16 protein-coding genes are annotated in these 25432 nt (G+C 47.4%); all 16 read right to left on the bottom strand.

What is annotated here, in order from left to right; translation table 11 throughout:
- Positions 1 to 81: 81 nt before the first annotated feature.
- The 16 genes from V7S65_RS05630 to V7S65_RS05555 all read right to left on the bottom strand — a co-directional run bounded on the left by V7S65_RS05630 (position 82) and on the right by V7S65_RS05555 (position 25331).
- Positions 82 to 2457, bottom strand: coding sequence for a redoxin domain-containing protein (locus tag V7S65_RS05630; RefSeq protein ID WP_336385910.1), 2376 nt, complete (start codon positions 2455 to 2457; stop codon positions 82 to 84).
- A 49-nt stretch (positions 2458 to 2506) separates the two neighbouring features.
- Entirely contained in the window at positions 2507 to 3676 is a 1170-nt protein-coding gene (locus V7S65_RS05625) for a TlpA disulfide reductase family protein (protein ID WP_336385911.1), read from the bottom strand.
- Between the two features lie 141 nt (positions 3677 to 3817).
- Complete coding sequence (locus tag V7S65_RS05620) at positions 3818 to 5248, bottom strand: RagB/SusD family nutrient uptake outer membrane protein (protein WP_336385912.1); 1431 nt, start codon at positions 5246 to 5248, stop codon at positions 3818 to 3820.
- 24 nt (positions 5249 to 5272) lie between these two features.
- Positions 5273 to 8917 (bottom strand): SusC/RagA family TonB-linked outer membrane protein, encoded by a 3645-nt coding sequence (locus V7S65_RS05615; protein WP_336385913.1) that lies wholly within the window; start codon positions 8915 to 8917, stop codon positions 5273 to 5275.
- 161 nt (positions 8918 to 9078) lie between these two features.
- Complete coding sequence (locus tag V7S65_RS05610; protein ID WP_336385914.1) at positions 9079 to 10281, bottom strand: FecR family protein; 1203 nt, start codon at positions 10279 to 10281, stop codon at positions 9079 to 9081.
- A gap of 103 nt (positions 10282 to 10384) precedes the next feature.
- Positions 10385 to 10966, bottom strand: a complete 582-nt coding sequence (locus V7S65_RS05605) for an RNA polymerase sigma factor (RefSeq protein ID WP_159454161.1) — start codon at positions 10964 to 10966, stop codon at positions 10385 to 10387.
- 293 nt (positions 10967 to 11259) lie between these two features.
- Entirely contained in the window at positions 11260 to 12384 is a 1125-nt protein-coding gene (locus V7S65_RS05600) for an L-dopachrome tautomerase-related protein (protein ID WP_336385915.1), read from the bottom strand.
- Complete coding sequence (locus V7S65_RS05595; protein ID WP_336385916.1) at positions 12384 to 13307, bottom strand: NAD-dependent epimerase/dehydratase family protein; 924 nt, start codon at positions 13305 to 13307, stop codon at positions 12384 to 12386. The genes V7S65_RS05600 and V7S65_RS05595 overlap by 1 nt, the downstream gene beginning before the upstream one ends.
- 44 nt (positions 13308 to 13351) lie before the next feature.
- On the bottom strand, positions 13352 to 14512 hold the full coding sequence (locus V7S65_RS05590; RefSeq protein WP_336385917.1) for an iron-containing alcohol dehydrogenase: 1161 nt from the start codon (positions 14510 to 14512) through the stop codon (positions 13352 to 13354).
- Between the two features lie 147 nt (positions 14513 to 14659).
- A complete protein-coding gene (locus V7S65_RS05585; protein ID WP_079467811.1) occupies positions 14660 to 15238 on the bottom strand; it encodes a Crp/Fnr family transcriptional regulator in 579 nt (192 codons plus the stop codon).
- Positions 15239 to 15569: 331 nt separating this feature from the next.
- The gene (locus tag V7S65_RS05580; RefSeq protein WP_336385918.1) at positions 15570 to 17129 is read right to left on the bottom strand and encodes a S8 family peptidase; all 1560 of its coding nucleotides are present in this window, start codon (positions 17127 to 17129) and stop codon (positions 15570 to 15572) included.
- Positions 17126 to 17692: a TlpA disulfide reductase family protein gene (locus V7S65_RS05575; RefSeq protein WP_336385919.1), complete on the bottom strand. Its 567-nt coding sequence runs from the start codon at positions 17690 to 17692 to the stop codon at positions 17126 to 17128. The genes V7S65_RS05580 and V7S65_RS05575 overlap by 4 nt, the downstream gene beginning before the upstream one ends.
- 2 nt (positions 17693 to 17694) lie before the next feature.
- A complete protein-coding gene (locus V7S65_RS05570) occupies positions 17695 to 18861 on the bottom strand; it encodes a redoxin domain-containing protein (protein WP_336385920.1) in 1167 nt (388 codons plus the stop codon).
- Between the two features lie 24 nt (positions 18862 to 18885).
- Positions 18886 to 20337, bottom strand: a complete 1452-nt coding sequence (locus V7S65_RS05565) for a RagB/SusD family nutrient uptake outer membrane protein (RefSeq protein WP_336385921.1) — start codon at positions 20335 to 20337, stop codon at positions 18886 to 18888.
- Between the two features lie 17 nt (positions 20338 to 20354).
- Positions 20355 to 23993 (bottom strand): SusC/RagA family TonB-linked outer membrane protein, encoded by a 3639-nt coding sequence (locus tag V7S65_RS05560; protein WP_336385922.1) that lies wholly within the window; start codon positions 23991 to 23993, stop codon positions 20355 to 20357.
- A gap of 132 nt (positions 23994 to 24125) precedes the next feature.
- On the bottom strand, positions 24126 to 25331 hold the full coding sequence (locus tag V7S65_RS05555; protein ID WP_336385923.1) for a FecR family protein: 1206 nt from the start codon (positions 25329 to 25331) through the stop codon (positions 24126 to 24128).
- Positions 25332 to 25432 lie beyond the last annotated feature (101 nt).

Genomic DNA, 25432 nt, shown 5'->3' with positions numbered 1-25432 from the left:
TCCATAAAACCAGAAGGGTGGCTCATCCTGGCCACCCTTCATTTTTATAATTATATAGCTTCCGAAACAGCCGCACGAAAATTAATTCTTCCAGGTTTTCTCTCCCTTCTTCATCTTTCCCAGCGTAACCATATAGTTTTCTTTTTCACTGCCGGATGCCAGTTCCACCGCCTTTTCCATTACCGCAACCGCTTCCTTAGTCTTTCCTGACTTGTGAAGGAGGCCAGCGTAGATACTCATAAACTCCCGGTTGGCGCTATCTTCAGCCAATGCACGTTTGCTCCAACCCAGTGCCGCGGTAATACAATCCCTGTCAGGGCTGTTCTCAAAAATAGTCCGGGCAAACACATTAAATGTTTCTTTATCCGTAAAAGCGGGCCCGTACTTTTTCATGTATGCCATAACGCTTTTCTGAAAATTCGGCCAGTCATTTCTGCTCATATAATATTGGGCCTTGAATTTTCCGACTACAGGTTCAGCATGGGCAGGATACTTCGCTGCCACGGATGTTTGAATCGCTTTCCAATCGGGAACTGAACCCGCGGAATTCGTCAACAACGGCATTACCTCTTCATTAAAAATAACCTCCTGCACCCTGTTATTCGCAACCCCGGCACCCAGCACTTCGTCTACCCTGTTTCCATAATTCATAAAAACTTCAAAACCCTTCAGCTTACCCGAAGAAGAAAAGCGATTCAGAAACAGTATGTTTTCTTTTGTAAGCAGGTCGTCCTGGGAATTTACATACATATCAGCATACCTGAGTGCATTGTCTTTTTCCATAACCTGCTGAGACATAATAGCCAGTTTCTTCATCATGTCCGTATTCTTTTTGTCCGACTGCCCGAACTTTTTCACAAGGGTATAATATTGTTTTTCCGGATCTAAGGCATCAGTAGATTTAGCAATAAGACGGTCAGCATCTTCACTTCCCGGAACCCGGTGTACCAGCTCCCCATCCGGCGAAAAATAAAGGAATGTCGGCATTGACGGGAGTTTATATGTGTTATGAATCATTTGAGCGTCCTTATACCACATTTTTACATAATCATCATCTTTATCAGTCTTGTCCAGCTGCAACTTTACGCAAATGAATTTGTCGTTGAAAAAATCTCCCATTTCTTTCCTCGGAAACAGCTCTTTGATCATTTTAACACAGGGTGCACACCAGGTGGCATAACAGTCCATAAAAATATACTTGTTTTCAGCTTTTGCTTTTGCCTTTACCTGTTCCCACGACAGTGCGTGATCGAAATGTACACCCGGTCCTTCCGTTGCTGTTTTTGAAGAAAGCAATTCCGACAACCTGACCGAAAGTTCATTATCACGGAGATCCCTGGCGATGATCACGCCGTTTGTATCCAGGAGGAAGTTCAGTGGGATGCCGGTAATACCATACATTGCTACAACCGGGCTTTCCAGCCCTTTCACATCAGAAACCTGCGTCCAGGGAAGCTGCTCATCATAGATGGCTTTCATCCATTTCTCCCTGTTTTCATCCAGGGAAACGCCGAGAATTTCAAAGCCCTTGTTCTGAAAAGCTGCGTAACTCTTTTTCAGATATGGGATCTGCATACGGCAGGGTCCACACCAGCTTGCCCAGAATTCAATCAACACATATTTCCCGCGAAACGACGATAATGCCACTGCATTGCCGGCCGTATCAGGCAAACTGAAAGCCAGTGCAGGATTGCCAGCCACCAGTGAAGCAAGGCCTTTCATCCTGTTGCTGACTGCCACCATATCCGCCCTGTTTCTCAGTTCCGGCGCCAACGCGGCAACCAGGTTTCCGATTTCACGTGCACCGGATGTTTCTGCCAAAGCAGCCCGGCCTTTTAATATTGCGACATTGATCAATGCCGAAGGATGCTGAACGATAAAATCTGACTCGATACTTATCTGCAGCTTTTTCAGACTATCCATCTGCGCAGCATAGAAAGCGATAGAATCAGCTTTTCCGGGAAACTCCCCGGCCGGCGAAACTTTCAACTGCTTTCTGAATGCATTGCCAAATGCAGTACGTTGCTGTCTCAGGCTATTATCCAGCTTCATAAATGCAGCCATTTCAGCATTTCCCGAGATCACCATATCCTCCAAATCGTTGCCGGACATATGAAGTTTCCCTTCCATGAGATAGAAGTAGCGCGTCTGATTTCCCGCAAGTGGGTCCGCCGCCCGCTCCGCCTCACTCACCGCTGTCTGCATGGTGAAGTACACGGGAACTATATCGCTTTTTATAGTGCCTTTAAAACTGAATTCCCCATTCACAATCACCGCGCTGTCGCGCAGATAAGCTCCCGGATTCCTGGATCGCTCCACCAGCGAAACTTGCTGAAGCAGAAATATCTTCCCTTGTTTCACCTTTTTAAAGTTACCACTGATAAAAAATGACTTCTCTCCCTCACCCGCAAAAACATGAAGGGTGGAAAAAAGGAATGCCAATTTTATCATAACCATGTACAACCATATAGTTTTCATCACATCAAAATTTAATTAGGTAATAATATCACTTCAGCAGTTCCGCCAACTTTGCATACAACCCGTCGTTCCTAAGATTGGTCGCTACAATAATCCCATTTGGATCGATCAGGAAATTCAACGGAATTCCAGTAACAGCATATTTTGATACAATCTTGCTGCTATGCCCTTTCAGCTCCGACACCTGCGTCCAGGGAAGCTTGTCCTCATGAATGGCCTTCAGCCATTTCTGCCGGTTGTCATCCAGGGAAATACCCAGAATATCGAAATTCCTGCCTTTGAAGGTTTCATAACTTTTCATCAGATACGGTGTTTGTGACCTGCAGGGACCACACCAACTCGCCCAGAACTCAACGAGTACATATTTTCCCCGATAAGAAGACAACGTCACACTATTGCCCGCTGAATCCGGCATACTAAATTCCAATGCCGGCTTTCCCGGTACCAGCCGGGAAAGCACCAATAATCTTTTTCTGATTGCGCGCATATCTTCCCTGTTTCTCAACAACGGCGACAAACCGGTCAAAAGCACTTCCATCTCTTCAGCATCTTTGGTGTCCACCACCTCAGTCATCGATCTGAACATAGCCATACTCAGCAATGATGCAGGATGATCTTTAATAAATAGCTTTTCGGCTTCACGGTATTTATCCGCAAGTTTTTCTGATGCTACCGAATAGGCTGCAAGCGAGTCCTGTTTGCCGGGAAACCCATTCATCGCACTGATGAGGCGATATTGCGATCCGATGCGGGACAAGGTTGCATTTATCGGCCCGAGTATTCCTTCCAGGCGCATAAAATCGTCAGCCTCTGCAGTGCCCGCGAACATGATGTCTTCCAGACGGTTGCCGGAAACGACAAGCTTTCCGGGAGACAGGTAAAAATGACGGCTGCTCATGCCAGCAAAGGGATTTTCAGCAAGCTGTGCTTCCGTTACCGGGACATGCATCGTAAACATCGCAGCAACAATATCATCCTTCAGTATTCCTTCAAACCGGAACCTGCCATTCACAAGTACCGCACTATCAGCCTCCTGCCCGCTGCGGTATTGTTTCAAAAGAAACACTTTACTTTCCCTTACCTGATGCAAAGTGCCTTCGATGGTGTAGTTTCTGTTTACAGGGGCCGCGAAAAGACAGACCGCTGTCAGGGAAAGTGCGAGTGCAGCAAGCAATCCGCCGGTTAACTTTTTTTTCATTTTCTTCTATTTTCAGATCTGATAATTATTTATTCCCGCGGGTCGCTTACAAAATAAGGGTATGACCGGCCTCGTTCCGTTCCGTGGTCAGCAGTCGGGAAGGGCCGGAAACGGGACCTTGTCACTTCTTCAGTTAAAACCTTACCTGGGATTCTGCGGCAACCCGCCGGCGTCAATTTCCGACTGTGGTATAGGCCATGTATATCGCGGATCGTTGGGCGGTAATTCATAGCGATTTCCCCCAATCTCCCGCACAAGTGTTTGCGCGAACCGGGGCTCCTTATTCAGTCTTCTGAGATCCTGCCACCTTGTGCCGCGAAAGACCATTTCTTTCCGTCTTTCCAGGAGGATTATCTTCAGCAGCTTTTCAGAATCTTTTTCCGTTACCGGAGAAAACCAGGAACGATCGATCCTGTTTTTCAGCAGCAGGTTCAAATCATCAAGCGCCTTGTCTATCTTATTGGTCCGGGCATTACATTCGGCGTTCAGCAGATAAATTTCGTCGGCCGCCAGGCCGGAAAAATAAGAGTAGGCAGCATATGATCCTTTAAAGACCAGGAATCTGTATCCATCAACATCAATATAGGGTCTGAAATAAACTTTATACCGGATATCTCCCGGTTCGTACAGCGCCAGCAATGAAGGATGAAATTCAGCTCTGTCTTTGAATACGGAATTGAGTGCAGTAGTATAACCATTGTCTGACACGGAATAATAGATCATTTCCGGATTGCTGGCGCCGTAATCTGCGGCAAAAGCGTATTCATAAAAATTGGCAGGATCATCGGCGCCTAATGTATTGAAGTCTATCAGTTGTCCGCGGAGCGAAAGACAGCGTTCTGCATATTGCGCCGCTTTTTCATATTCCTCCATCAAAAGATACGTTTTTGCAATAAGAGCATAAGCCGCAGCCTTTCCCGGCCTGATATAATTGGTTCTTTTTGTTTCCGCCGGAAGCAGCTCCGCACTTTTCAGTGCATCATCCAATATCTGTTTGTAAGTTTCGTGGACAGACGATCGCTTTACTTTTACCGTAACATCGGGTTCCAGCCTGAGTGGAAGCCCATTGGGATTGTCACTTCTTTCATAGGGAAAAGAAAATTGCTGTGCAAGATTATAATAATGAAAGGCTCTGAAAAAAAGCGCGCTACCTTTTACATTGTTCCATGCAATCTGTTCATCGGGTGCTGGCTGAATGGATTCAATCCCGTAGAGGGCATGGTTTGCATAAAAAATGTAGAGATAAGAACGGCTCCAGTCCATATTTTGCTCATACTGAAGCATGTTGATTTTCTGCGACCACACATACACATCCCGCAGGTAGGCATTGCTTTCCGTTGCCAGTTGATTCCACCGCTTCTCCGTAATGATAAACTCGTCGCTCCCGTTTGCACCAAAAGTATGGGCGGTATTCCCCGGAGCAAAATTGTAATCGAGTATTGCCTGAAAATCGGCAATGGTATGCGGAACCTGAAGGCTTTTTAGTTGTTTTACTTCAAGAAAATCGTTGCTGCATCCTCCCAACATCAGAAGAAAGACAAACCCTATATAATATTTTAATAAAAGTTTCATGCTTAACAGGAATTGAATTGTGCGTTAAATGGATAACTGGATGCCTGTATTAAACTGTATTGGTTGCGGATACCTCGCATTCGGCGTAGCAGGATCGATATTATTGCGATCTGCCTTCCACAAAAATCCCAGGTTACGTACATACAGATAAATTCTTACCGCCTTGAAAACTGCAGGCGCTTTTTTCCCTGTTGGAATCGAGTAATTCAAACTGATATCCTGTATGGCAATATGATCCCCCTTTGAAATCAGCGTCTCTGAAAAAAGATAAATGGTAGATTCGTTCTGATCAAATCCATTCAGACCGCCGCCGGCGGGAACATTGGTAACCAGCTCATCACCGGGCTTCTTCCATTTATGAAGCAGATCGGTATGAAATAAGCCCGATCCCGTATACTCCATACCGGGAAATAAAGATGATCTGCGGTAAACATATCCTGCTTTCCAACTAAGCAGCACACTCAATTGCAGCCGTTTCCATTCAATATTATTTAATATGGAACCATAGTATGGCGGATTGGTAACACCTGCATACACCATATCTTCCGGCCGCAGCGAGGCCATATAACCGGCATAGTCGGTCGACTTCTGACCATCCTGATAAATAATCATCTTTCCGTTTGAAGGATCCAATCCGCTCCAGGGATAAGCATAGATCCCGGATATCGATCTTCCAATTTCCAGTGGAATCTGATACCCCAGCGTACCAACATAGGCGTTACCATTCAATGTACCGGAATTGTAATAATTCTTCACCTTATCTGCGGCGAAATTAAATAACCACGTTGTCTGCCAGTTTACAGCCCCTTCCAGGTTCTTTGTAGTTATTTGAAGATCCACCCCTTTTGTTTGCAGCGATGCATAGTTATACCGGTATTGCGATACCTGATAGTTCGCGGTATTTATACCTGTGGATGGCGGAAGAAAAGCATCCCCGATAAGATCATTCGATTTTTTTGTAAAGAATTCCAGGCTTCCGCTTATCCTTTCATTAAATACCGACCAGTCAACCCCGAGATTAAGTGTATTCACCTGCTCCCATCTAAGCGATGGATTACCCGGCGAAGTAATGCCGGCATACGGCTCCAGATCCGGATTCAGCGCTATGGCAGATGCATAATCGATCACCGGGAAAGTGGAAACCGACTTGTTTACGTTTCCGCTGCTGCCGTATGTTGCGCGGAATCTGAGCTGGTCCACCCAATCGGCTTTAAAGAATGGTTCCGAAGAAAGATTCCAACTGGCTCCGGCCGACCATAGCAGCGTACCTTTCTGGTTGGTTTTCACCCCAAATAAGTTGGAACCATCCCATCTCGCACTTCCACTCAGAATATACTTCGATCTGAAAGTATACGAGGAGTTTGCGAAGTAAGATAAGTACCGGTCAATTCTATAAAAAGTATTTTCTGTGGCGCCGGGTATTGGCGCACTGGCCCATGAAGTATACAATTTATAATTTTTGACAAAGTCCATCCTTGATGTTCCGATACCCCGGTCCGGGTCATAATTATACAGGATGGTTTCCGGGAAACTCTCTTCTATCGTCTGCCTCGCTTCCGCCCCACCCAGGAAGGCCAGTTCATGTTCAGCCATGCTTTTGCGCGCGTTGAGCTGAATTCTTCCGGAATGCTGCACACGTTGTACAGGGCTTCCCAGTTTGAGTATCCCTCCATAAGGAATCGGCCTTTCACCGTTTGGCTGGGTATAGTTGTTGACAAGATTTCTTACGTAGTATGTTTCCTTATCGTACATATACCGGGTCGATGATTTGTCTTCGGTATACTGATAGGTTGCATCAATATCCACGCCTTTAACCACCTGGTACCGGAGGTTGCCCAACAGATTCAGGAATGAAGATGATGAGGTATTGTCGGCACGCCTGATTTCTTCCAGGGGGTTATAATACCACGGCAGCAGGCCTCTTTTTTCTGCGCTGTCTGCAATAGCGGTGCGGATCCGATACTCGATTTTAGCCGGATTTCCATACTCATCTACAAGCGCAGTATACGGCTGTAAACCTGAAGTACTGCCCGCCAGGTCTGTCATTGTGAAAGCGTTGTTATTTGCGTTTGTTCTGCTGTAGCTTATCCGGGTGTTTATTTCAAGTGTTTTTACTGGTTTGAACGCATTCTGCACATTCAGTGTCAGCCGCTGGTTATCGGCACCCACCATCGCGGAACGCATCTTGTCATATCCCACAGAAAAGAAATACTTGTTAACGTTGCTTCCGCCATTAATGTTTAATGCGTATTGCTGTTGAATCGACTGCTGATACAGGTATTTCAGCGCATCATTGCGGATATCCGTATTTTTCATCCGCTGTTCCTCTTTCAGAAATGCTTCTTCACTGATCAGGTGATCACGCTGTTTAATGAGTAGCTCCGCATAAGGAGAAAAAGCGATCATACCATTTTCATCTGTCTGCCAGTCGCCGCGGAGAAATTTCTCTTTCTGTATCTGCATAACCATTGACGAAGGCATAAAACGTTTGTCATAAAAAAGATCCGGCTTTCCTGAAACAGCTGTATTTGCAGAAAACGACACCTGGGCTTTCCGGTTATAACTTCCCTGCCTGGTTGTAATTACGATCACTCCGTTTCCGGCGCGGGCTCCCCATATCGATGCCGCTGCGGCATCCTTTAGAATCGTTACGCTTTCCACATCATTGGGGTTTATGTCGCGGATATTTCCTTCGAAAGGGAAATTATCGACAACGATCAGGGGCGAAGATTCCGACATGATCGTGGCCCTTCCCCTGCTCTCCAACTGAAACTCCCCTACATTTTCACCTTCTGCATTTGTGCGGTTGAACAGGAGCCCGTTGGTTATACCTTCGAGCCTGGTCAGGATATCCGGCCCCGGGCTCCGGTTTATCATTTCCCTGGTTATTTGCGTAAAAGACCCTGTAGCCCTTTCTTTCGGCAACTGTTGGTATCCGGTTGAAACGATCGCCACTTCGCTTATGCCTGTCTGCATCACCCGTAATACAATTAATTTTTCTTCCGGCTTTCCATCTGCAACAAACTCTACTTTTTTATATCCCACGAATGAAACAATTATTTTATCGCCTTCCTGTGCTTCCAGTGAGAACCAGCCTGTTTTATTAGTAGTAACTCCGCCAGATTTTCCTTTTATCTGTACAGTAGCCCCTTCCATCGGATAACCGATAGAATCCAATACCCGTCCGTAAACATGAACAGGTACGGCTTCAGGCTCCGTGGGAGTAACGGGAGAGGAAACCGGATCAGGAACAGATTTTTGGGAAAGAAAAATGGTTTTGCCCTGGATAACATATTTTATATGCTGGCCTTTCAACACCAGGTCCAACAGTGAACGCAGGGGCATCGCGGATACATTCAGCGAAATGGAACGGCTGCCTGAGAAAATTCCCTCATTGGCCATAGTTACGTAGCCCGTTTGCTTTTCAACAGCGGAAAAAATATGCTGCAGAGAAATATCTTTCCCTGAAAGCGTTACCTGCTGGGCCTTACTCTTCCCATACACAGCAAAAAAAGAAACGATTAGCAGAAAAATAGTCAATTTCATGACTAACAGGATTTTGGTTGCGATCCCGGGAAGACCGTTACCCAACATCCGCGGCTCTCCGTACAGGGTAGCAACGAAACGTCCGGGCATAGGAAACCTGGAACCAAATGCAATTTTTTGCATAAATTAGCACAGTTTGGTTGTTGAAAATGGAGTTCAGACCTCGATTTGAATCAGCCGGACATTTTGCCGGAAGAGCTTCGAACCACTTCCGGCTTTTTATTTACAGCAGATCCCTTTCTTTTAATTCATCATCTTCTTTCTTTTTATATTATTGTTTCAGATTATGGCAATACGATCAGTTTTCGTCCTTCCAGGCGGCAATTGATTCCCAGCTCCTTCAGCCCAACCAGCAAACCATCAAGCGAAATATCCTTTGTCATCTTGCCGGTCATTCTTTTCTCCGGAATCCCCTGTTCATACACCACTTCTATGTCGTACCAACGTTCCAGCTCCTTCATTACTTCGGCAAGCGAGGCACCGTTGAAATTGAACAGCCCATTTTTCCAGGCCATAACCTTTTCAATATCTGCATCGTTCACCACCTTTATTCCGGTCTGCCCATTCCCTGCCGGCATCCTTGCGATCAACGCCTGCTGACCGGCCCGGAGCACCACATCCGCAGCTGATTTATTCCGGCCAGGGGAAGCAAGGATACTTCCTTCCAGCAGCGTTGCTGCAATGTTCTCCTCGTTTTCATAGGAGTTAATATTGAAATGGGTACCTAAAACCTGCACCAATGCCTTATTGCTTACATTTACGCTAAAAGGCTTTCCACTACTTGCCGCTATTTCAAAATATACCTCACCCGTAATTTCCGTCTGCCGTTCCGGTCCGGAAAAGCTTGTCGGAAACCGGATGGAACTGGCTGCATTCAGCCAGATACCGGAACCGTCGGGTAAGGTCAGATGGTATTGCCTGCCTTTAGGCGTTGAAATGGTATTATAAACGATTTCGTTTCCGGTTCCTTCATATACCAGCACACCGTTAGTCACCCTCGCTGAAACACCGCCCTGCATGGCAATTGCAGAATTCTGAATGGTATCCAGCAATACCTGCGAGCCATCGGCAAGTGTCAGCACCGCACCCTGCATGCCGGGCTTTATCTCAGTTCCATTACCGGCAGTAGCCGGCGTACCTGTATTCCTTTTGTGTGTGGCCAGGAAATAAACCGTAACACTCAGTACCAGGAGCACAGAAGCCGCAGCTACGCGCCATCTGCCCAGGAACCGGAGCTTACCTTTAACCACACTTCCGTGGTCAGGAAGTTTAATGCCTGCAATCTTTTCAGCCAGGCCCCTTGCCTGCTCTTCCGGATAACCGGTGGCAGACAGGTTGTTATACTCCTCTTCCAGCGCCGCAATAAGCTCCGGGAGGCGGTTGTTATCTTTCAGAAGGGTATGCAACGTGTAGGCATCTTCTTCAGATTCCTCCCCGTTAAACCATCGTCTGATCAGTTCCGTATATTGTTTATCGTCGGTATTCATCTGGCTTCGTGCTTAGTAGAACAATAAAAAATGAAAAAAGGGGATATGGCAGGAGCAGAAAAAATCAGATTTTTTCAGACAGCACGAAAAAAAGGCAGGGATCTTATAATTCAGCCAGGCCGATAATGAACAGGGCATACATTTCAGGATGTTCACTGATGTAACGGTTTATAGCCGCCGAAGCAAACTGCAGATATTTCTTAACCGATTCGCGGCTCAGCCCCAATTCGTCGGCTATCTGCTGGTATTTTTTTCCATCCCGGCGGGCCATGATCCATACTTTCTTTTGCTGAGGAGGCAGACGCTCTATAGCCTCATCAAACAGTTTCCATTTCCATTCGTCGGGGTTCTCATCTGCTTCAGACGTCGTCTCTGCAGCCCACTGTGAATGTTGCAACCTGACCCGGACTGATTTCCGTAGCAGATTTACAGCCAGATTCCTGCTGATCGTGAACATATAGGGCTTAAAATTATTCACCTGTCCAAGCCACTCCCGGGCCATCCAGATCCTCAGAAAAGTATCCTGAATCAGCTCCTCTACCGAGGCAGGATCGCGGGTAATTTTAAGAAGAAATACATGAAGAAGCCCGGCATGCCGGGCGATCAATTCTCCAAAAGCCTTCTCGTTTCCTTCTGCTACAAGCAGTAGAAGTTCCTTTTCATCGTATGACCGGGTGGTAGACAATATGAAAATTTCAATGCATTACAAGGATAAATGAAAGGTTATGCAAATGTCCGAAATATAACAAGTTGCCGGCAGTCAGCGCAGGATACAGGCGGTAACGGTTTAGTCGTCGGGCTGGTTGGTTGGTTGTAAGCGGACAAGCTATTATTGATTCCCCTGTTTAATGGCTGCATTGCATTCCCCGGGATAAATGTAGCAAAAAAAGAAACCAATAGGTAGGATAATAATATGCTCTTTTCCAGGGAGTTTCTATTTTAAGAATATTTTTCACATAACACATCCCTGTGTATTCATCAGGGTTTATCTATCTTAATGCGCAACAGGTAGAAAGGAGGCTTACTCTCCTCTTTTCCCTGGTTCCAGAAAGGTCTTTTATGAAGTTGATCGGAGACAAGGTACAGGTAACCGTTTGGCGCAATGGCCAGCCCATCGGGCCAGGAGATCAGTACGGTGTCCTTTACCAAAGTAGAATAACCCGCCGGCGTTGCCATTACTACAGCACTGTTTTCGACATCAGTCACAAATAAAACGCCGCCATCTCCCACCTTGAAGCCATCCGATTTTGGCTTGGGGGCATAATAGGTGATCTTACCAGACAACGCGCTATCACTCAATGCCTGGTTCGATAGTGCTGCTGCCGCAATCCGGTAAATGCTGCGTCCTCCAAGCGCTCCAAAATATATCCATTCCATTTTCGGGTCGATGGAGATGGGGTTAAGAGGATACCTGGGATTAAGCACGCTGCCGTCCGGAAAAATATGGCTAACAGCATGGCCGTTAATCACCACATCTTCATCTACCGGCTGAAAACTGGGATGATTTTCCAATATACGCCTTGCGTAACCTGTTTGCAGGTCCACCACCACAAAGGCAGGTGCTGCCGGCAATATCAGTCCTCCCATCGACATATCCGCAATCACTGCTGTATGACGCTTTTCATCAATAACAAAATCCTGCAGAAATGAAGAGGGTTTGAGCACGGCATCGGGTATTGGATATACATGCAACAACTTCCTGGTCTCAATATCCCAGGCAACCAGCTTGGGCGCCTGGGCAGGTATGGCTTTACGGTTCCCCAGGTCCAACACCCATAACACATTGTCTGCAGTTACCTGGATACCGATAGTGGCGTTAATGCCCTTATAGGAATACCCTTGCGGATTTCTGGTCCAGGTGGTATCCGGGAAGTCTGCTACACTGCCGTCCGGCAAAACCTCTTTCACTTTATAGGGAGATACTGTGGCATCACTTATTGTAATAAAGACCCTTCCCGAAGGTGATACAGCCACATTGCCCGGACGTTCCCGGTCAAAGGAGGCGGCTACTTCCAGTTTACCGGTTGACTGTGCAGCTGCGGGCTGTATACCGGATTGCAATAGGGCTGCTAACAGCAACCCATATACGAATTGTTTTATCATTAAGCGTTCTTATTGTAGGTTTTCTTAGCATATTTGTTGGAAGCAATCCAATCTTTCACAGAGATTCCTTTGGGTTCCCAGCCCAGCCTGCGGGCATTCACCGCTTTGATACGACTATTGGACCCCAGGCCATAACGCGCAAGTCCGCCGACTTCCGCCAGCGCATCTGCTGCATTCCAGCTTTCGGTTGCGCCGCCAAATCCAAGTGCGTTACTGATATAGACAGCCAGGTCTTTGTAGGATTCTTCTCCGTTTTCTGCAAACAGACAGGTACCTGCGGGTGCCCGTTCCAGTGCCATCAGGTACAGATCCGCTACATCGGCAATATGCACATTAGACCACCTGTTGATACCTCTCCCGATAAATACACCTTTGCCGGTTTTAATTGATTTACGATAGATGCAGGGCAATTGCACACTCTCTACATCAAGCCCCAGGCTGTCGCCATATATCATGGAAGGGACAATTACCACGCTGCGGATATTCCGGCCGGCACCTGCTTCAAGCACCAATTCATTGATGGTTACACCTGCCTGCCTGGCTTCCAGCGGAGTGTAAGATGTGATTTCTTCAAACACCTGTGGATTTTCCACATCACCCAGTACATCATCAGCAACTATGCTGGAGCCGGAAGTATGAATAAACAATTTTCCCGTGCCAGCCAGGGCATCCAGCAGGGTTTGTACCGCCATAAAATGCTCGGAGTCGGCTGCATGGATCACCCCATCTGCTAATGCCGCATACCTGGTCAGCAGCTCATCGTCTTCCAGCGTGCCTACTACAGGTATAAATCCCAGTTGTCTGATGTCTGTTGCTTTTGCCTTATCACGGACAAGACCATAAATAGTATGTCCTTTATCTGTCAATAATTTGCCTACGGAGCTGCCGATGTAACCATTAGCACCCGTTAAAAAGATATTCATCTCTCTCTTAATTCTTAATGGTTGGTTATAGAAGAAAACTGTTTTTAATAACTTGCCTCCACAATCTCTCTCACTTTATCAGGCGTAACATGCTGCCTTTCACCAATGGCTATCCACCCGCGCTGTTCAAAACGTTCAACGATGATATCCGCAGATTTTGCATAGTCGCTGGTATAACCCGAAAGCTGCGTATCCACACCCATTTCATGGAAAAAATCTATCGTTTTTATGATGGCCAGTTGGGCCAGGGTATTGATATCATCCCCTTTAAGTCCCCAAACACGCCGGCCATACTGGGCCAGTTTTTCTTTCTTATCTGTAAACATCACCCGGTAAAGATTGGGACCAATCACTGCCAGCGTACGTGCATGATCAATGCCATAGAGCGCCGTAAGTTCGTGACCGATAAGATGAGTTACCCAATCGGTGGGAACTCCATTCTGGATAAGGCCATTTAAGGCCATTGTACAACACCACATCAGGTTAGCAGCCAGTTCATAGTCACCGGGATATTTCACAACTTCAGGTCCGGTTTCGATCAGGGTCTGTAAAATGCCTTCAGAAATCCTGTCCTGTAAAAAAGCAGAAGTGGGATACGTAAGATATTGTTCCATGACATGTGTAAAGGCATCCACCACACCGTTCTGTATTTGTGCTGGAGGAAGGGATGCTACCACGCCAGGATCACAGATAGAAAATTGAGGGAAAAGAGCAGGTCCTGCGAAAAAAAGTTTTTCCTGTGTAGCAGCAATTGTCACCACAGAACCGGCATTCATCTCACTACCGGTTGCGGGCAAAGTGAGCACGGTTCCCAGCGGCACCACGTTATCCGTTATCTGTATTTGTCCACGCAACAGGTTTACCGGATCATCTTCAAATTTTATGGCGGCTGAAACAAACTTGGCGCCATCGATAACGGACCCTCCTCCTACAGCCAGGATAAAATCCAGTTGTTGTTCCCGCGCCACCATCACGGCTTTCATGAGTGTTTCAAAATGCGGATTGGGCTCCACCCCGCCGAATTCAATTATCTCATGGTGCTTCAGAGCTTCTTTCACCTGCTCATACACACCATTCCTGAAAATGCTGCCACCGCCGTAAAGCAGTAGTACACGGGCTTTCGCGGGAACCAATTCTACCAGCCTTACTATCTGCCCTTTACCAAAAATCAATTTGGTAGGATTGAAATATTCAAAGTTTAACATGATATAATGATTTAGCAGCGATATGTGTTTTATCTTAAGTCCACAAAAGTAGACCGCTGCTAATCTTTATAAAATGTTTCAGCTCACTAATTAAATGTGACATAGCGCACATCCGGGCGGGATGTGGCGGTACGGCGGACTTCCGTCTCAATCCTGATCGGGAGATATTGTTAGCCTGCTTAGGGTTTCCCTGGACACGCCGATATAAGATGCCAGCAATGCTTTGGGTACACGCTGAAAAAGGGAAGGGTATAACTCAAACAACTGCCTGTATTTTGCCTGCGCATCATTGCAGAGCAGCGATAATATACGGCGCTGCAAAGCAACATAGCCGTAGTTGGACTTCACCCTGAAAAAATGTTCCATCTTATGCATTTCACTGCATAGTTTATCCTTATTCTCCTTGGTGATACCCAGCAGCTCACTGTTTTCCAGACAGTCTGCAAAAGTAGTAGCAGGCATACCAGTCAGATACGCTGTGTAATCAGATAACCACCAGTCTTCCATCGCAAATTGCAGAATATGCATTTTTCCGCCTTCATCCAGGATATAGGATTTTAATAATCCTGAAAGCACAAAATATTCATAATTCGCCGGGTCTCCCTCTTGTATTACAAATTGATGTCTTTTATATTTTTTTCTGACAAAAAATGAAAGTACATACTCAAACTCTGTGTCAGTAAGCGATACAATTCTTTCTATCTGCTTGCGAAAGGTATATTCCATAAAGACGTTATTTGAATGTGATGTGTCTCACAGGATAACTGTGATCGGGCTTATTACACCATTGGCCACCCGAAATGAACTTTACACAAAGAAAATAAAGTATGAAAATAATAACAAAAAATCAGCATCAGTCTTCGGCATCACCCTTGACAAAGTTGCTGTTTAAAGCGCTATAAGCGCTGAAGAACCCGGATAAAAAAAGCAGCTCCTGATGGGCTGCTTTTTTTATCCGGGCATTGGAAATATGTCCGGCTACTTCAACCAGAATTTGAGGCAGCCCGCTGAGTACTGTGCAGGGCCGCCTGATGACAAAATATTCCGGATTAGTCCATTACTGCTTTGCTGCCCGGGCAGCGGCCAGTTCAATTGCCCTGGCGGCATTGACAATACCACCACTAATAGACAATTCGCTGAAAGCGATTTTTTGAAGTCCATTCTTGCGGGAAAGTACGGGCCCGTTGTATTTTACTACCGATTCCATGATGATTTCCTTTACTTCCAAAGCTGAGAACGCAGGATAATAGGATCGGATAAGGGCGGCAATGCCAGCTACTACCGGCGCCGCCATACTGGTCCCGTCCATATTATCATATTTACTGCCGGGAACAGATGACCAAATGCCTACGCCTGGTGCGAATACATCCACGGTGTGATGTCCGTAATTAGAGAATCTGGCGGGCAGGCTCTCTCCTAATCTGGGACCCGAAGCGCCCACTTCCAGCCACGCTGCAGCCTGTCCGCTACCGTCGGCATACACACGATTGGGATAGTTCTCCTCAATGTCAAGGTCCAGGGCATCATTGCCGGCAGCATGAACGAGGAGCACATCTTTTTTCATGGCATATTTAACGGCTTCGTCTACCAGGGGCTTGTGCGGTGAAAAATGTTTTCCAAAGCTCATGTTGATAACACGGGCGCCATTGTCCACAGCGTATCGAATAGCATTCGCTACGTCCTTATCGCGCTCATCTCCGTCTGGTACTGCCCTGATACTCATGATCCGGACATTATCGGCTACCCCGTCCAGTCCAACGCCGTTATTACGCACCGCGCCAATGATGCCGGCTACGTGTGTACCATGACTGGCACCGGGTCCCATAGCGTCAGCAGTACCGTACCGCGTTTCGGTAAGGTCGGTAATGTTGTCGCCCACTATCCCGCGCGGGTCGTAGTCCGGGTTCAATGTATAGTTTACTTCAGCTTTACTGTGCTCCAATGCGCCATAGATCTCTTTGCTCAGGAAGGCAGAAATGCTGGGGTATTCCCTGCTTCTGGCCAGCAGCATCGACTTTAAGGAGGATTGCTCCATCGTATTGGTTTGTATGGCCAGGATATCTTCCCTGGTGGGCTCTGGTTTACCGATGGTGTGCAGGATGCTGTCGATCACCTGCCTTGCATAGGTAATGCCTCTTAACTGCTGTTTAGCCTTTACCATTCGTGTTTGCCATAGCTGGCGCCGTGTTTTATACAAGGCCAGGCCGTTGGTGTCGGCTGGCAGGTTGTTCAGGTCAGGAAACTGCTGCTGGCCTTCGCGGACCAGGCGGGTCAGCTCTGAATTGTCATATTGCACATTGCCTTTGGCGGAACCCAGGAAGCTCCATCCATAGGTGTCATCGGCATACCCATTTTTATCATCATCCCTTCCGTTCCTTTTCTCCCGGGGATTTTGCCACAAAACGGCCTTCAGGTCGGTATGGGTGGAATCAATACCGGAGTCTATAACTGCCACCAGCACAGTCTTACTTTTCTTTCCTTTCAACAGCTCATAAGTTTTGGCAGTGCTGACGCCAAAAAGGCTGTCTGCCGATAGGTCTTTATGCTGCCAGCCTTGCTGAGCGGAAGCTGTTGCCAGGCAAAAGCCCGGCAACAGTGTCAGTATGATTTTTTTCATTGCTTGTTTTTTTGAACGATCGCCTTGGCTGTTTCAGCTGTCAGTTTACCCTCCACGAGCATTTGCAGATGCTCGTCCGTCAACACGAAAGGATCGGTGATCCATGCAATTTTATTATTGCGGATCAGGAATGTGCGTGGTATACCGATGGTGCCGGAAGGTTTCAGCCAGTTTCTATCAAAGTCTGCTTTATCTTTTCCTCCATCGAAGGCAACCATGCTGTTAGTGAAAAAGGCAGCGTGGTCCGTGATAAACTGCCGCACTTTGGCTGTATCACTTTCCCAAACTCCCTGGGAGATAAAGGTGATCTTACCTTTAAACTTAGTGGCCAGTTCACTCATGTGCGGCATGGATTTGATGCAGGGCTTGCACCACGTTGCCCATAGCTCAATCACATAGATCTTATCCTGCTCAAATTTGGTAATGCCACTTTCTTTAAGCCAGGTTACCGCCGGATACTTATTAACTGGTTCACCGTTGTCGAGGAAGGAATACAGCTTCTGCGCACTGAGGATTTGAGCAAGCGCTATGGTCACCACACCGGTCAATAGGATTTTTTTCATGATTATTTATTTATGATTTTTTTTATCTCGAGTTCTGGTTCGGAAAGAAAATTGACATCCCGCACCAGGATCTTTCCATCGGTGCCGATAAGAAAGCTGTGAGGAATCATGCCCATCGAAAGGTCATATGCCTTTCCCACAGTGGTGGTATCAGCTTCCGCTGTCAATCTTACCGGGTGGATGAGGTTAATGATATTGGGTGTTTGGAAGCTGGCTTCCTCCACCTCGGTTAACCACCGCTGTTGGTCGCTATCACAGTACACAGACACGATCACCAGGTTATCATCTTTGCACTGCCGGCTTATTTTATTGATGGCGAAGCTAAAAGGCTCGAAAGGAATAAAATTGCGGCTCCAAAACCAAAGCAGAACATTTTTTCCCTTCAGGGAAGAAAGTGTAACGGGCTTTCCACTGATATCGTTCAGTGTAAAGTCCGGCGCCTGTATTCCTGGAAGCAACTTCCCCGCGATAGCAAGGCTGGCGGCCACCCGCTTGCCACTGGGCGTATTGCGGACGGCTGGAGAATAGGTGTTAAATTCTGCTTCCAGCTTAACGGGGTCTTTGATAAAGCCATCTACCTGCCTCGCCCAGAGGCTGAAACCTACAAAGCTGTTAAGATGACTTTTTGCAAATGCTATCTGGATCTCGCGGCGCCTTACCCGCAAGGCCTGTAATTCCTGGCCCACGCGCTTCATATTTTCCTCATCCCCTGCTTCCTGATATTCTTTAAACTGCTTTTCCAAAACAGGTCCTTTTTCCTGCAAAGGCTTGTATTGAAGGAAAAGCGCATCGAGATCTGTTTGCGATGGACCGCCTTTCACCTGCGTGCTCAGCAGGTTAGAGTCTCCTTTCATGGAAATGGTGGTAGCCGGATCTAGGAAAATCTCCTTGAACTGCCCCCTGACCGACTTATTCTCCGGGATGAAAGTGAGTGAGGCGGCTGCAGGTTCCTGGAGTTGTCCACTGAACTGGAAAGCGCCATTGCTAACTTTTACAGAGTCCTGGACAAGCGTATGCATGCTCTCATAACGGATGGAGAGCATCCCTTGCTGGTCTTTGCCCATTTGTCCTTCAATTTTGAACGGAAGTTGCTGTGCATACAAAGTGCAGGATACAACGGTCAGTGTAAGCATGGCGCTGCCTGCTAACACGTGTCTGAGTGTCATCATGATTTATTCTATTTTAGTTTTTTTTTAAGGATTGTTTGCCATATCCGGATTTGCATCCATGATGTTCCTTGGAAACTTTAACACAAGGCGGTTAGGTAATGAAAGTGTGTATTCAGTGGTTGATCCATTGGCATTGTAAAGGCTATGCTTAAAGCTGATGCCGGTAAATAAAGGGTCTACCGACAGGCGGCGCATATCAAACCAGCGATAGCCTTCCATAGCAAATTCACGGATACGTTCGTCGATGATGAATTTTACCAGTGCTGTCTGGTTAGTGGCAGTAGCTGCAGGCACTGTTGCATCGGCCACAGGCATCCTGTTTTTGCGCAGGGTTTCAACATCGGCTACAGCACCGGTCAGGTCACCGTTCCGTGCTTTGCACTCAGCGCTGAGTAAATAAAGTTCTGGCAACTGCAAGCCAAATCGCGCATATTGTACACCGTACTTACGCAGCCTGCCGGCTGCATTGGGCGTATTGTCAGGATTGCGGCTGGTGTAGAGTTTCAGACGCAGGTCATTTGCACCGTACAGTGCAACCGCTTGTGGCGCCAGCACTAAGCCACTGTTGCTCAGCTGGGTGTAGGGCCCGCAATTCCAGACTTTAGATAGCAACGCCTCCTGAATGTCACTCGGATTCTGCCCGGGAGAGCGCGGCCCATTCATCGGATCTATTGGCAGAAATGCCCCTCCAGGCGCCAGTGTCTCATTGAAGTTGTAGAGCAACGGGCTGCCACTTGCAGCTACCTGGTTAAGAGCACTTTGCAGGTAAGGCAGGGCCTCTGCCGGCTTGCCCATAAAAAGATATACTTTCCCCAGTAGTCCTTCGGCAGCAGGTTTACTCATACGTGTAGCGATGGCACGTTTGATAGGCAGGGTCTTAATCGCTTCCTTCAGGTCATTGATAATAAAATCATACGATTGTTGCAGGGTGCCCCGGGGATAAGCCGGCGTATTGATATCAGCCTTATCGATCATCGGAAAGCCGGGATCAGTTCCAGCCGTTGAGGCTATATATGGCCTGCAATAATAATTTACCATGTTGAAGTGACTCCAGGCACGTGTTGCCAGTGCTTCGGCCCGGATGATACTTTTCTGTTGCACTGTTCCTCCATCAGCCTCCATAACTTCAAGGATAACCTTATTGAGGTTATACATCTGACTGTTATGAACGGTGATAGCAGGTCCGGTCTCATTGGTAGTAAGATAAATGGTATCGGCCCACTGGAATAATCTTTCCTTAATGAAGCTACGGTTCAAAAAGAAGGTGCCTTCAGCAGCGATTTCGTCTCCCATAAACATGGGTTCCTGCCAGCCGCCGGACGAGGCATATAAATAGAGACCGGGATCATTCATCAGCAGCTCATAATCGTTCATGTTGGATGCCACCCGCTGCCCCATAGGCACTATTTCCAGCCAGCTCTTTTTGCAGGAGGTGAATGTGATGAGAATGATTATATATAGAATCGATTTTTTCATCGTATTGTGTTTAACTGTTAGAAAGAAAGGTTTACTCCCAGCGAATAGCTGTGCAACGGTGTGCTGGTTTGCCAGCTGGGATCTATTCCATCTTTATTGGCTGTCCAAATCAGGAAATTGCTGGTTTGGAGATAGACGTTAAGGGCCTGTATTTTCAATATCTCAAGCACTTCAGCAGAAAGGCTGTAGTTCAGCGTTATGTCACGGAGTTTGATATAGGACGCGCTCACTACATTGATATCACCATTTGTATAATATTGAATATCACGCCGTCCCCAGTTGGTTGATGCACTGGCTACGTAAGACGGTACATTGGTAAAGGCTTCATCACCTGGTTTCTTCCAGCGGTCCATAAAGAGCACTGAATAGTTGGCGGCGCCAAAGTTGTTGCGGGTGGCGAGTCTGCCACTGTACAGGCTATTGACCGGGCCGCGCATTTTGGCGCCAAAGCTGTAAACGATATTGCCAGTTAAGCTGAAGTTTTTATATCCGATAACGTTACTGATACTTCCATTTATGGGCGCCTGACGTGTTCCCATGTATACCAAATCATCAGCCTCTGCGATGCCAGGCTGCTTGGTAACACCGTTTTTAGCAGTATAAATCTGCGGATCGCCCATATTATCAAGGCCAGCGAAACGGTACGCAAACAACGGGTTCATGGGATACCCTACCAGGTAACTCGCTCCCATCCTGAAAGATGCCGTGTTCATAAATGGAAGCAACTTGGTATAAGAGTTTAGCTTGTTACGGTTATAGCCAAACTGGAGACTGCTGGTCCACCGGAAATCCCTGGTGGCAATATTGCTCGATGTGAGGGATACTTCAATGCCCCTGTTGGTCATCTCACCCAGGTTGCCCATGATCGAGGGTTGACCACTAAAGGGATTAACGGATGTAGATCCGAGCATGTCGCTTGTTTTGCGGTGATAGACATTGATGCTACCACCAAGCCGGCGGTTAAGCACACTAAAGTCAATGCCCAGATTGATAGTACGGGTGCTTTCCCAGGCAAGACCGCGGTTGGCGGGTTGCCCCAACGTAAGAGCGTCCCCTGCAATCAGCCCTGTTTGGGATGCGGCTGATATTACCCTGAGCACATCATAAGTCGAAGCGGAACCGATGTAGGGCGAGTTCCCCGTGATCCCATAGGTGCCGCGCAAACCGAGTTCATTGAGCCAGGTCAGTGGCTGCATAAAACCTTCTTTGCCGATCTGCCATTTACCACCGATGCTCCAAACGGGCTTGTCCTGGCTGGCCAGATCACTACCGAACTGGCTGCTGTAGTCCTGCCGCCAACTGGCATCCACGCTGTATTTCTGATTGAAGGTATAACTGGCAAGGCCAAAGTAAGAGATAAAGCGGGACTTTTCTTTCAATAGAAAGAAAGGTTGATAAGGTATAAAGCCATAACCGGTGATGGTCCCCGGAATTCCGTTTTGCATTCTCGCCCAATCAATGGAAGCATAAGTGCCCAGAGCTTCGTCATATCCGAGTAACGTTGAAGTATTTGAATGGGCACTCATTTCCTGTGTTTCCTGGCCGAGGTGCACTAACAGGTTATCCTGGTTATTACGCGGTTTTGCTTCATAGATAAGTTGATTGCGCACCGTCCAGTTACGATTATTGTTCTCTCCGGTCATGTAAACCCCGCCATTCTTTGGAAAATGGTAGATGGGCGTCCCACCGGGGCCTGCATCTTCGGTTAGGCTCAGGGCAGTTTGACGGAGGGAATACGTGCTGTTGTCCCAATAGCTGGTGTTTGTACCAGGCGATGTCTGATAGCCATAGGAGCCACTGAAGCGCAGTCCCTTCCAGATCGATACGGCAATATTAGCTGTTACGTTCGCAAAAAGGGTGTTTCGCTTTGCGTTACCTTTGTCGACTTCGCTAAGCGGATAGTAATCGAGGTTGATCTGGCTCCTGTCCTGGTAATCCCGTCGCAGGGAATCTGAATACCCGCTGAGGAAATTCATGGGAAGTGGATTACCCGCTGCATCTTTAAACAACTGATAGGGCAAAAAGTCATTGCCAATGGTAATGTTGTTTTTATTGCTGCTAACCTTGTTGACCAGTGAGGTAGTCAGGCTGATATCTATCCGCTTGCCAACATGGAGCTGCTGGGAAAAGTTTAATTTATAAGAATGGTCCTGGTCACCTGGGCTGTTGTTATTGACACCCGTATAACCGAGGGAGGCGTAAAAGCTGTAAGTATTATTGCCGCCACCAATTGATACGGTATGGTTGGTTGTAAAGGCCGGTCTTTGCCAGAGGTCTTCGATTTGACTGGTATTGTTAAGAGATGCGAGGCTGTCGAGACTTTTATTGGCCTGATCTGCAGAAATAAGCCCGTTATATTGATTGTATAAAATCTGTTCATGCGGGGCAATGACCTCATAGGTAAGGCTGGCCCAGGGATATTCTACCGGGTCGAATGTTTCCCGGGCTGCCTGGATGTATTGGCGGCTGTTCATCATCGGGATCTTCCCGTAGTTGGGTCTGCCGGAATAATTAATAAAGCCACTGTAGGTTACAGCCAGCCGCTTGTTTTTATTTCCCGATTTAGTGGTTACGACGATTACCCCGTTAGATGCTCTCGCGCCCCAGATGGCCGCTGCAGCGGCATCCTTGAGGATGGTAATATCTTCAATATCATCCGGATTCAAAGCACTGAAATCGGTCACAATCACCCCGTTTACCACATAGAGCGGATCTCCGGGGAGCGTAACCGACGACTCACCGCGGATCGTGCTTTTGCGGGTGGTGCTATGATTATAGCGGCTGGTGTTGGACTGTCCGTTGGGAGATAATACCAACCCAGGCACCAGGCCGTCGAGGCGCGAAATGATATCCATCGTGCTGGTACGGTTCTTCACCACTTCCATATCGGGCTTACTGAATGCACCTGTCGCTCTTTCTTTGGAAAGCAGCTGGTAACCGGTATTAACCTGCTCAACAACTACCCCTTTGAGTTGAGTAATCTGCACTTTTAATACAATTGTATTCAGCGGCTGAGAAGGATTACTCTTTACTTCCCGGCGTTGATAGCCAATGGCTGAAATGACCAACATGGCATCAGGCCTGTCGGTAAAGATGCTAAAGGCGCCGATGTCGTCAGTAGCAACCGTAAAGGGGCCATCCTTAATTCCTACGGTAGCCCCGGGGACAGGTTCATTCCTTTCGTTGATTACCCGCCCCCGAATTTCTACAGAAGCCTTGTATATTGCCGGTGGCCCAACCGGTGTTACGCCGACATTCTTCCTGGAAACAATAATGCTGCGACCCAGCATCTCATACGTTAACGGTTGGTTTTTGAATATGAGTTCTAGAAAATCTGCCAGCGCCATTTTTTTCACGTCAATGGTGACAGGTTTCGCAATAGCAAATACTTCCTTGTTACCGGATGCACGGAAGCCGGTTTGCGATTTGACCGCACTCAGCACCTTTTGGAGTGAGAGATCACTGCCCTTAAGTGTAACAGTTTGACCCTTTGCTCTTGCAGCGGCCAACAGGCCCAACACCAATAAAAGGTAAGCAGCGCGTTTCATCACTTTGGTTGTAATACGGATTGCGGCCAGGTGTGGCCAGTCTCCCATTCGTTTTGGTTGGTTAAGGCCATAAAAAATATAGCCTTCAGAAAAAGCGTTTCTTTCCATACTTTTGCAATGATTTGGTTGATAAATAAGTAGTCTTCGCGGACTTACGTATTATGTCATGACCAGGTTCCCGCCGGCAGTGTTTCGACCCACTTCCGGCTTTTTTTATTGGTCATGGCAGGCATTCTCTGTCTAGTGTATGATGAGTTGTTTCTTTTCACTATCCATCGTAAACCTTACTCCCGAACGTTCGAGGAAGTGGAGCATCTGCGCCAGGCTCACATTACTTTCTATCTCTCCAAAGAACATGATATCAGGCACCTGCTTTTCATAGATAATGTTGATGTCATACCAGCGGGCCACCTGCTTCAATACGGTTGACAGGGGCTGATCCTGGAAATTAAATAACCCATTCTTCCAGGCAACAGCGGCATCGGTATCTACTTGCGGTAACACTTCAATCTTACTGGTCACATTCGCCTGCTGCCCTGGTTTCAATACTGCAGTGGCAATTCCCTGCTTCACTTTGATAGCTCCTTCCAGCAGGGTAATACGGGCGGTTGACTCATCGCTGTAGCGGTTCACGTTGAAATGCGTACCCAGTACTTCCGTACTCACTCCATCAGCAGATACAATGAAGCCATGCCCTGGATCTTTGGCAACTTCAAAGTATGCCTCACCGCTCAACTCAACTCTTCGCGCGTCCTTCCCTACTGCACTGTAGAAACGGAGGCTCGACTCACTGTTTAACCACACCCGCGTACCGTCCGCCAGGGTAATGACTGCCACCTTGCTGCCTCTTGGATTGAAAAGTGTATTGTAGGTGACCTCCCCTCCGGCAGGCTGGCTATCCGCATAGCGGATGTCTCCATTGGCTTCCCGTACCACTTCAACATCTCCCTGCATGGCCAACAGCCCCTTAGCGGCACTGTCGAGCGCGATCTGCTTCCCATCTGCCAGGGTGATCATCGCCTTCACCGTATTGGGCGCCGCCAGATCAGACAGCTGAGCATTTTGATGACGGTGTGAACCGGATGGCCGTACTGCCAGCATCCACAGGGCAATGCCTGCGATTAAGAAAATAGTAGCCGCTACTCCTGCACGCTCCCAGCGACGCAGGAAGATTCGACGGCCTGCAGATCTGCCTGACGCGACTTCGTGCCGTGCAGGAACCTGCGTATCCTCATAATGCAGGATACGCGACAATACCTGTTCTGCCATTGCTTCGGGCATATCCTCCTCTACACCGGTCAGTTCCCATGACCGGCTTATCAGTTCTTTTAATTTTTCTTCATTTTCTGCCTCGAGTGCCAGCGCCGCCAGCGCTTCTTTCTCTGCGGGGTTGGCGGTTCTGGCAAGATAACGTTCAAACAATTCGCTCAATCGATCTGCTGCCATAACACAGGTTTTATTTAATAAGTCACAGATATGCCGTTCTGTATTATTGACGCACGGAAAAGCAATTCGGATTAGACAGGATTTATATTTTTTTAATTAAC

It is taken from the genome of Chitinophaga sp. CCNWYY40, assembly GCF_037483205.1.
Taxonomy (GTDB): Bacteria; Bacteroidota; Bacteroidia; order Chitinophagales; family Chitinophagaceae; genus Chitinophaga; species Chitinophaga ginsengisegetis.
Note: the sequence above shows the minus strand (reverse complement) of the source record. Positions and strands in the feature narration are given on the sequence as shown.

Excerpts from the sequence above, each read along its gene's own strand:
- V7S65_RS05630 (WP_336385910.1), bottom strand. The coding sequence starts at position 2,457 with ATGGTTATGATAAAATTGGCATTCCTTTTTTCCACCCTTCATGTTTTT.
- V7S65_RS05625 (WP_336385911.1), bottom strand. The coding sequence starts at position 3,676 with ATGAAAAAAAAGTTAACCGGCGGATTGCTTGCTGCACTCGCACTTTCC.
- V7S65_RS05620 (WP_336385912.1), bottom strand. The coding sequence starts at position 5,248 with ATGAAACTTTTATTAAAATATTATATAGGGTTTGTCTTTCTTCTGATG.
- V7S65_RS05615 (WP_336385913.1), bottom strand. The coding sequence starts at position 8,917 with ATGCAAAAAATTGCATTTGGTTCCAGGTTTCCTATGCCCGGACGTTTC.
- V7S65_RS05610 (WP_336385914.1), bottom strand. The coding sequence starts at position 10,281 with ATGAATACCGACGATAAACAATATACGGAACTGATCAGACGATGGTTT.
- V7S65_RS05600 (WP_336385915.1), bottom strand. The coding sequence starts at position 12,384 with ATGATAAAACAATTCGTATATGGGTTGCTGTTAGCAGCCCTATTGCAA.
- V7S65_RS05595 (WP_336385916.1), bottom strand. The coding sequence starts at position 13,307 with ATGAATATCTTTTTAACGGGTGCTAATGGTTACATCGGCAGCTCCGTA.
- V7S65_RS05590 (WP_336385917.1), bottom strand. The coding sequence starts at position 14,512 with ATGTTAAACTTTGAATATTTCAATCCTACCAAATTGATTTTTGGTAAA.
- V7S65_RS05585 (WP_079467811.1), bottom strand. The coding sequence starts at position 15,238 with ATGGAATATACCTTTCGCAAGCAGATAGAAAGAATTGTATCGCTTACT.
- V7S65_RS05580 (WP_336385918.1), bottom strand. The coding sequence starts at position 17,129 with ATGAAAAAAATCATACTGACACTGTTGCCGGGCTTTTGCCTGGCAACA.
- V7S65_RS05575 (WP_336385919.1), bottom strand. The coding sequence starts at position 17,692 with ATGAAAAAAATCCTATTGACCGGTGTGGTGACCATAGCGCTTGCTCAA.
- V7S65_RS05570 (WP_336385920.1), bottom strand. The coding sequence starts at position 18,861 with ATGATGACACTCAGACACGTGTTAGCAGGCAGCGCCATGCTTACACTG.
- V7S65_RS05565 (WP_336385921.1), bottom strand. The coding sequence starts at position 20,337 with ATGAAAAAATCGATTCTATATATAATCATTCTCATCACATTCACCTCC.
- V7S65_RS05560 (WP_336385922.1), bottom strand. The coding sequence starts at position 23,993 with ATGGAAAGAAACGCTTTTTCTGAAGGCTATATTTTTTATGGCCTTAAC.
- V7S65_RS05555 (WP_336385923.1), bottom strand. The coding sequence starts at position 25,331 with ATGGCAGCAGATCGATTGAGCGAATTGTTTGAACGTTATCTTGCCAGA.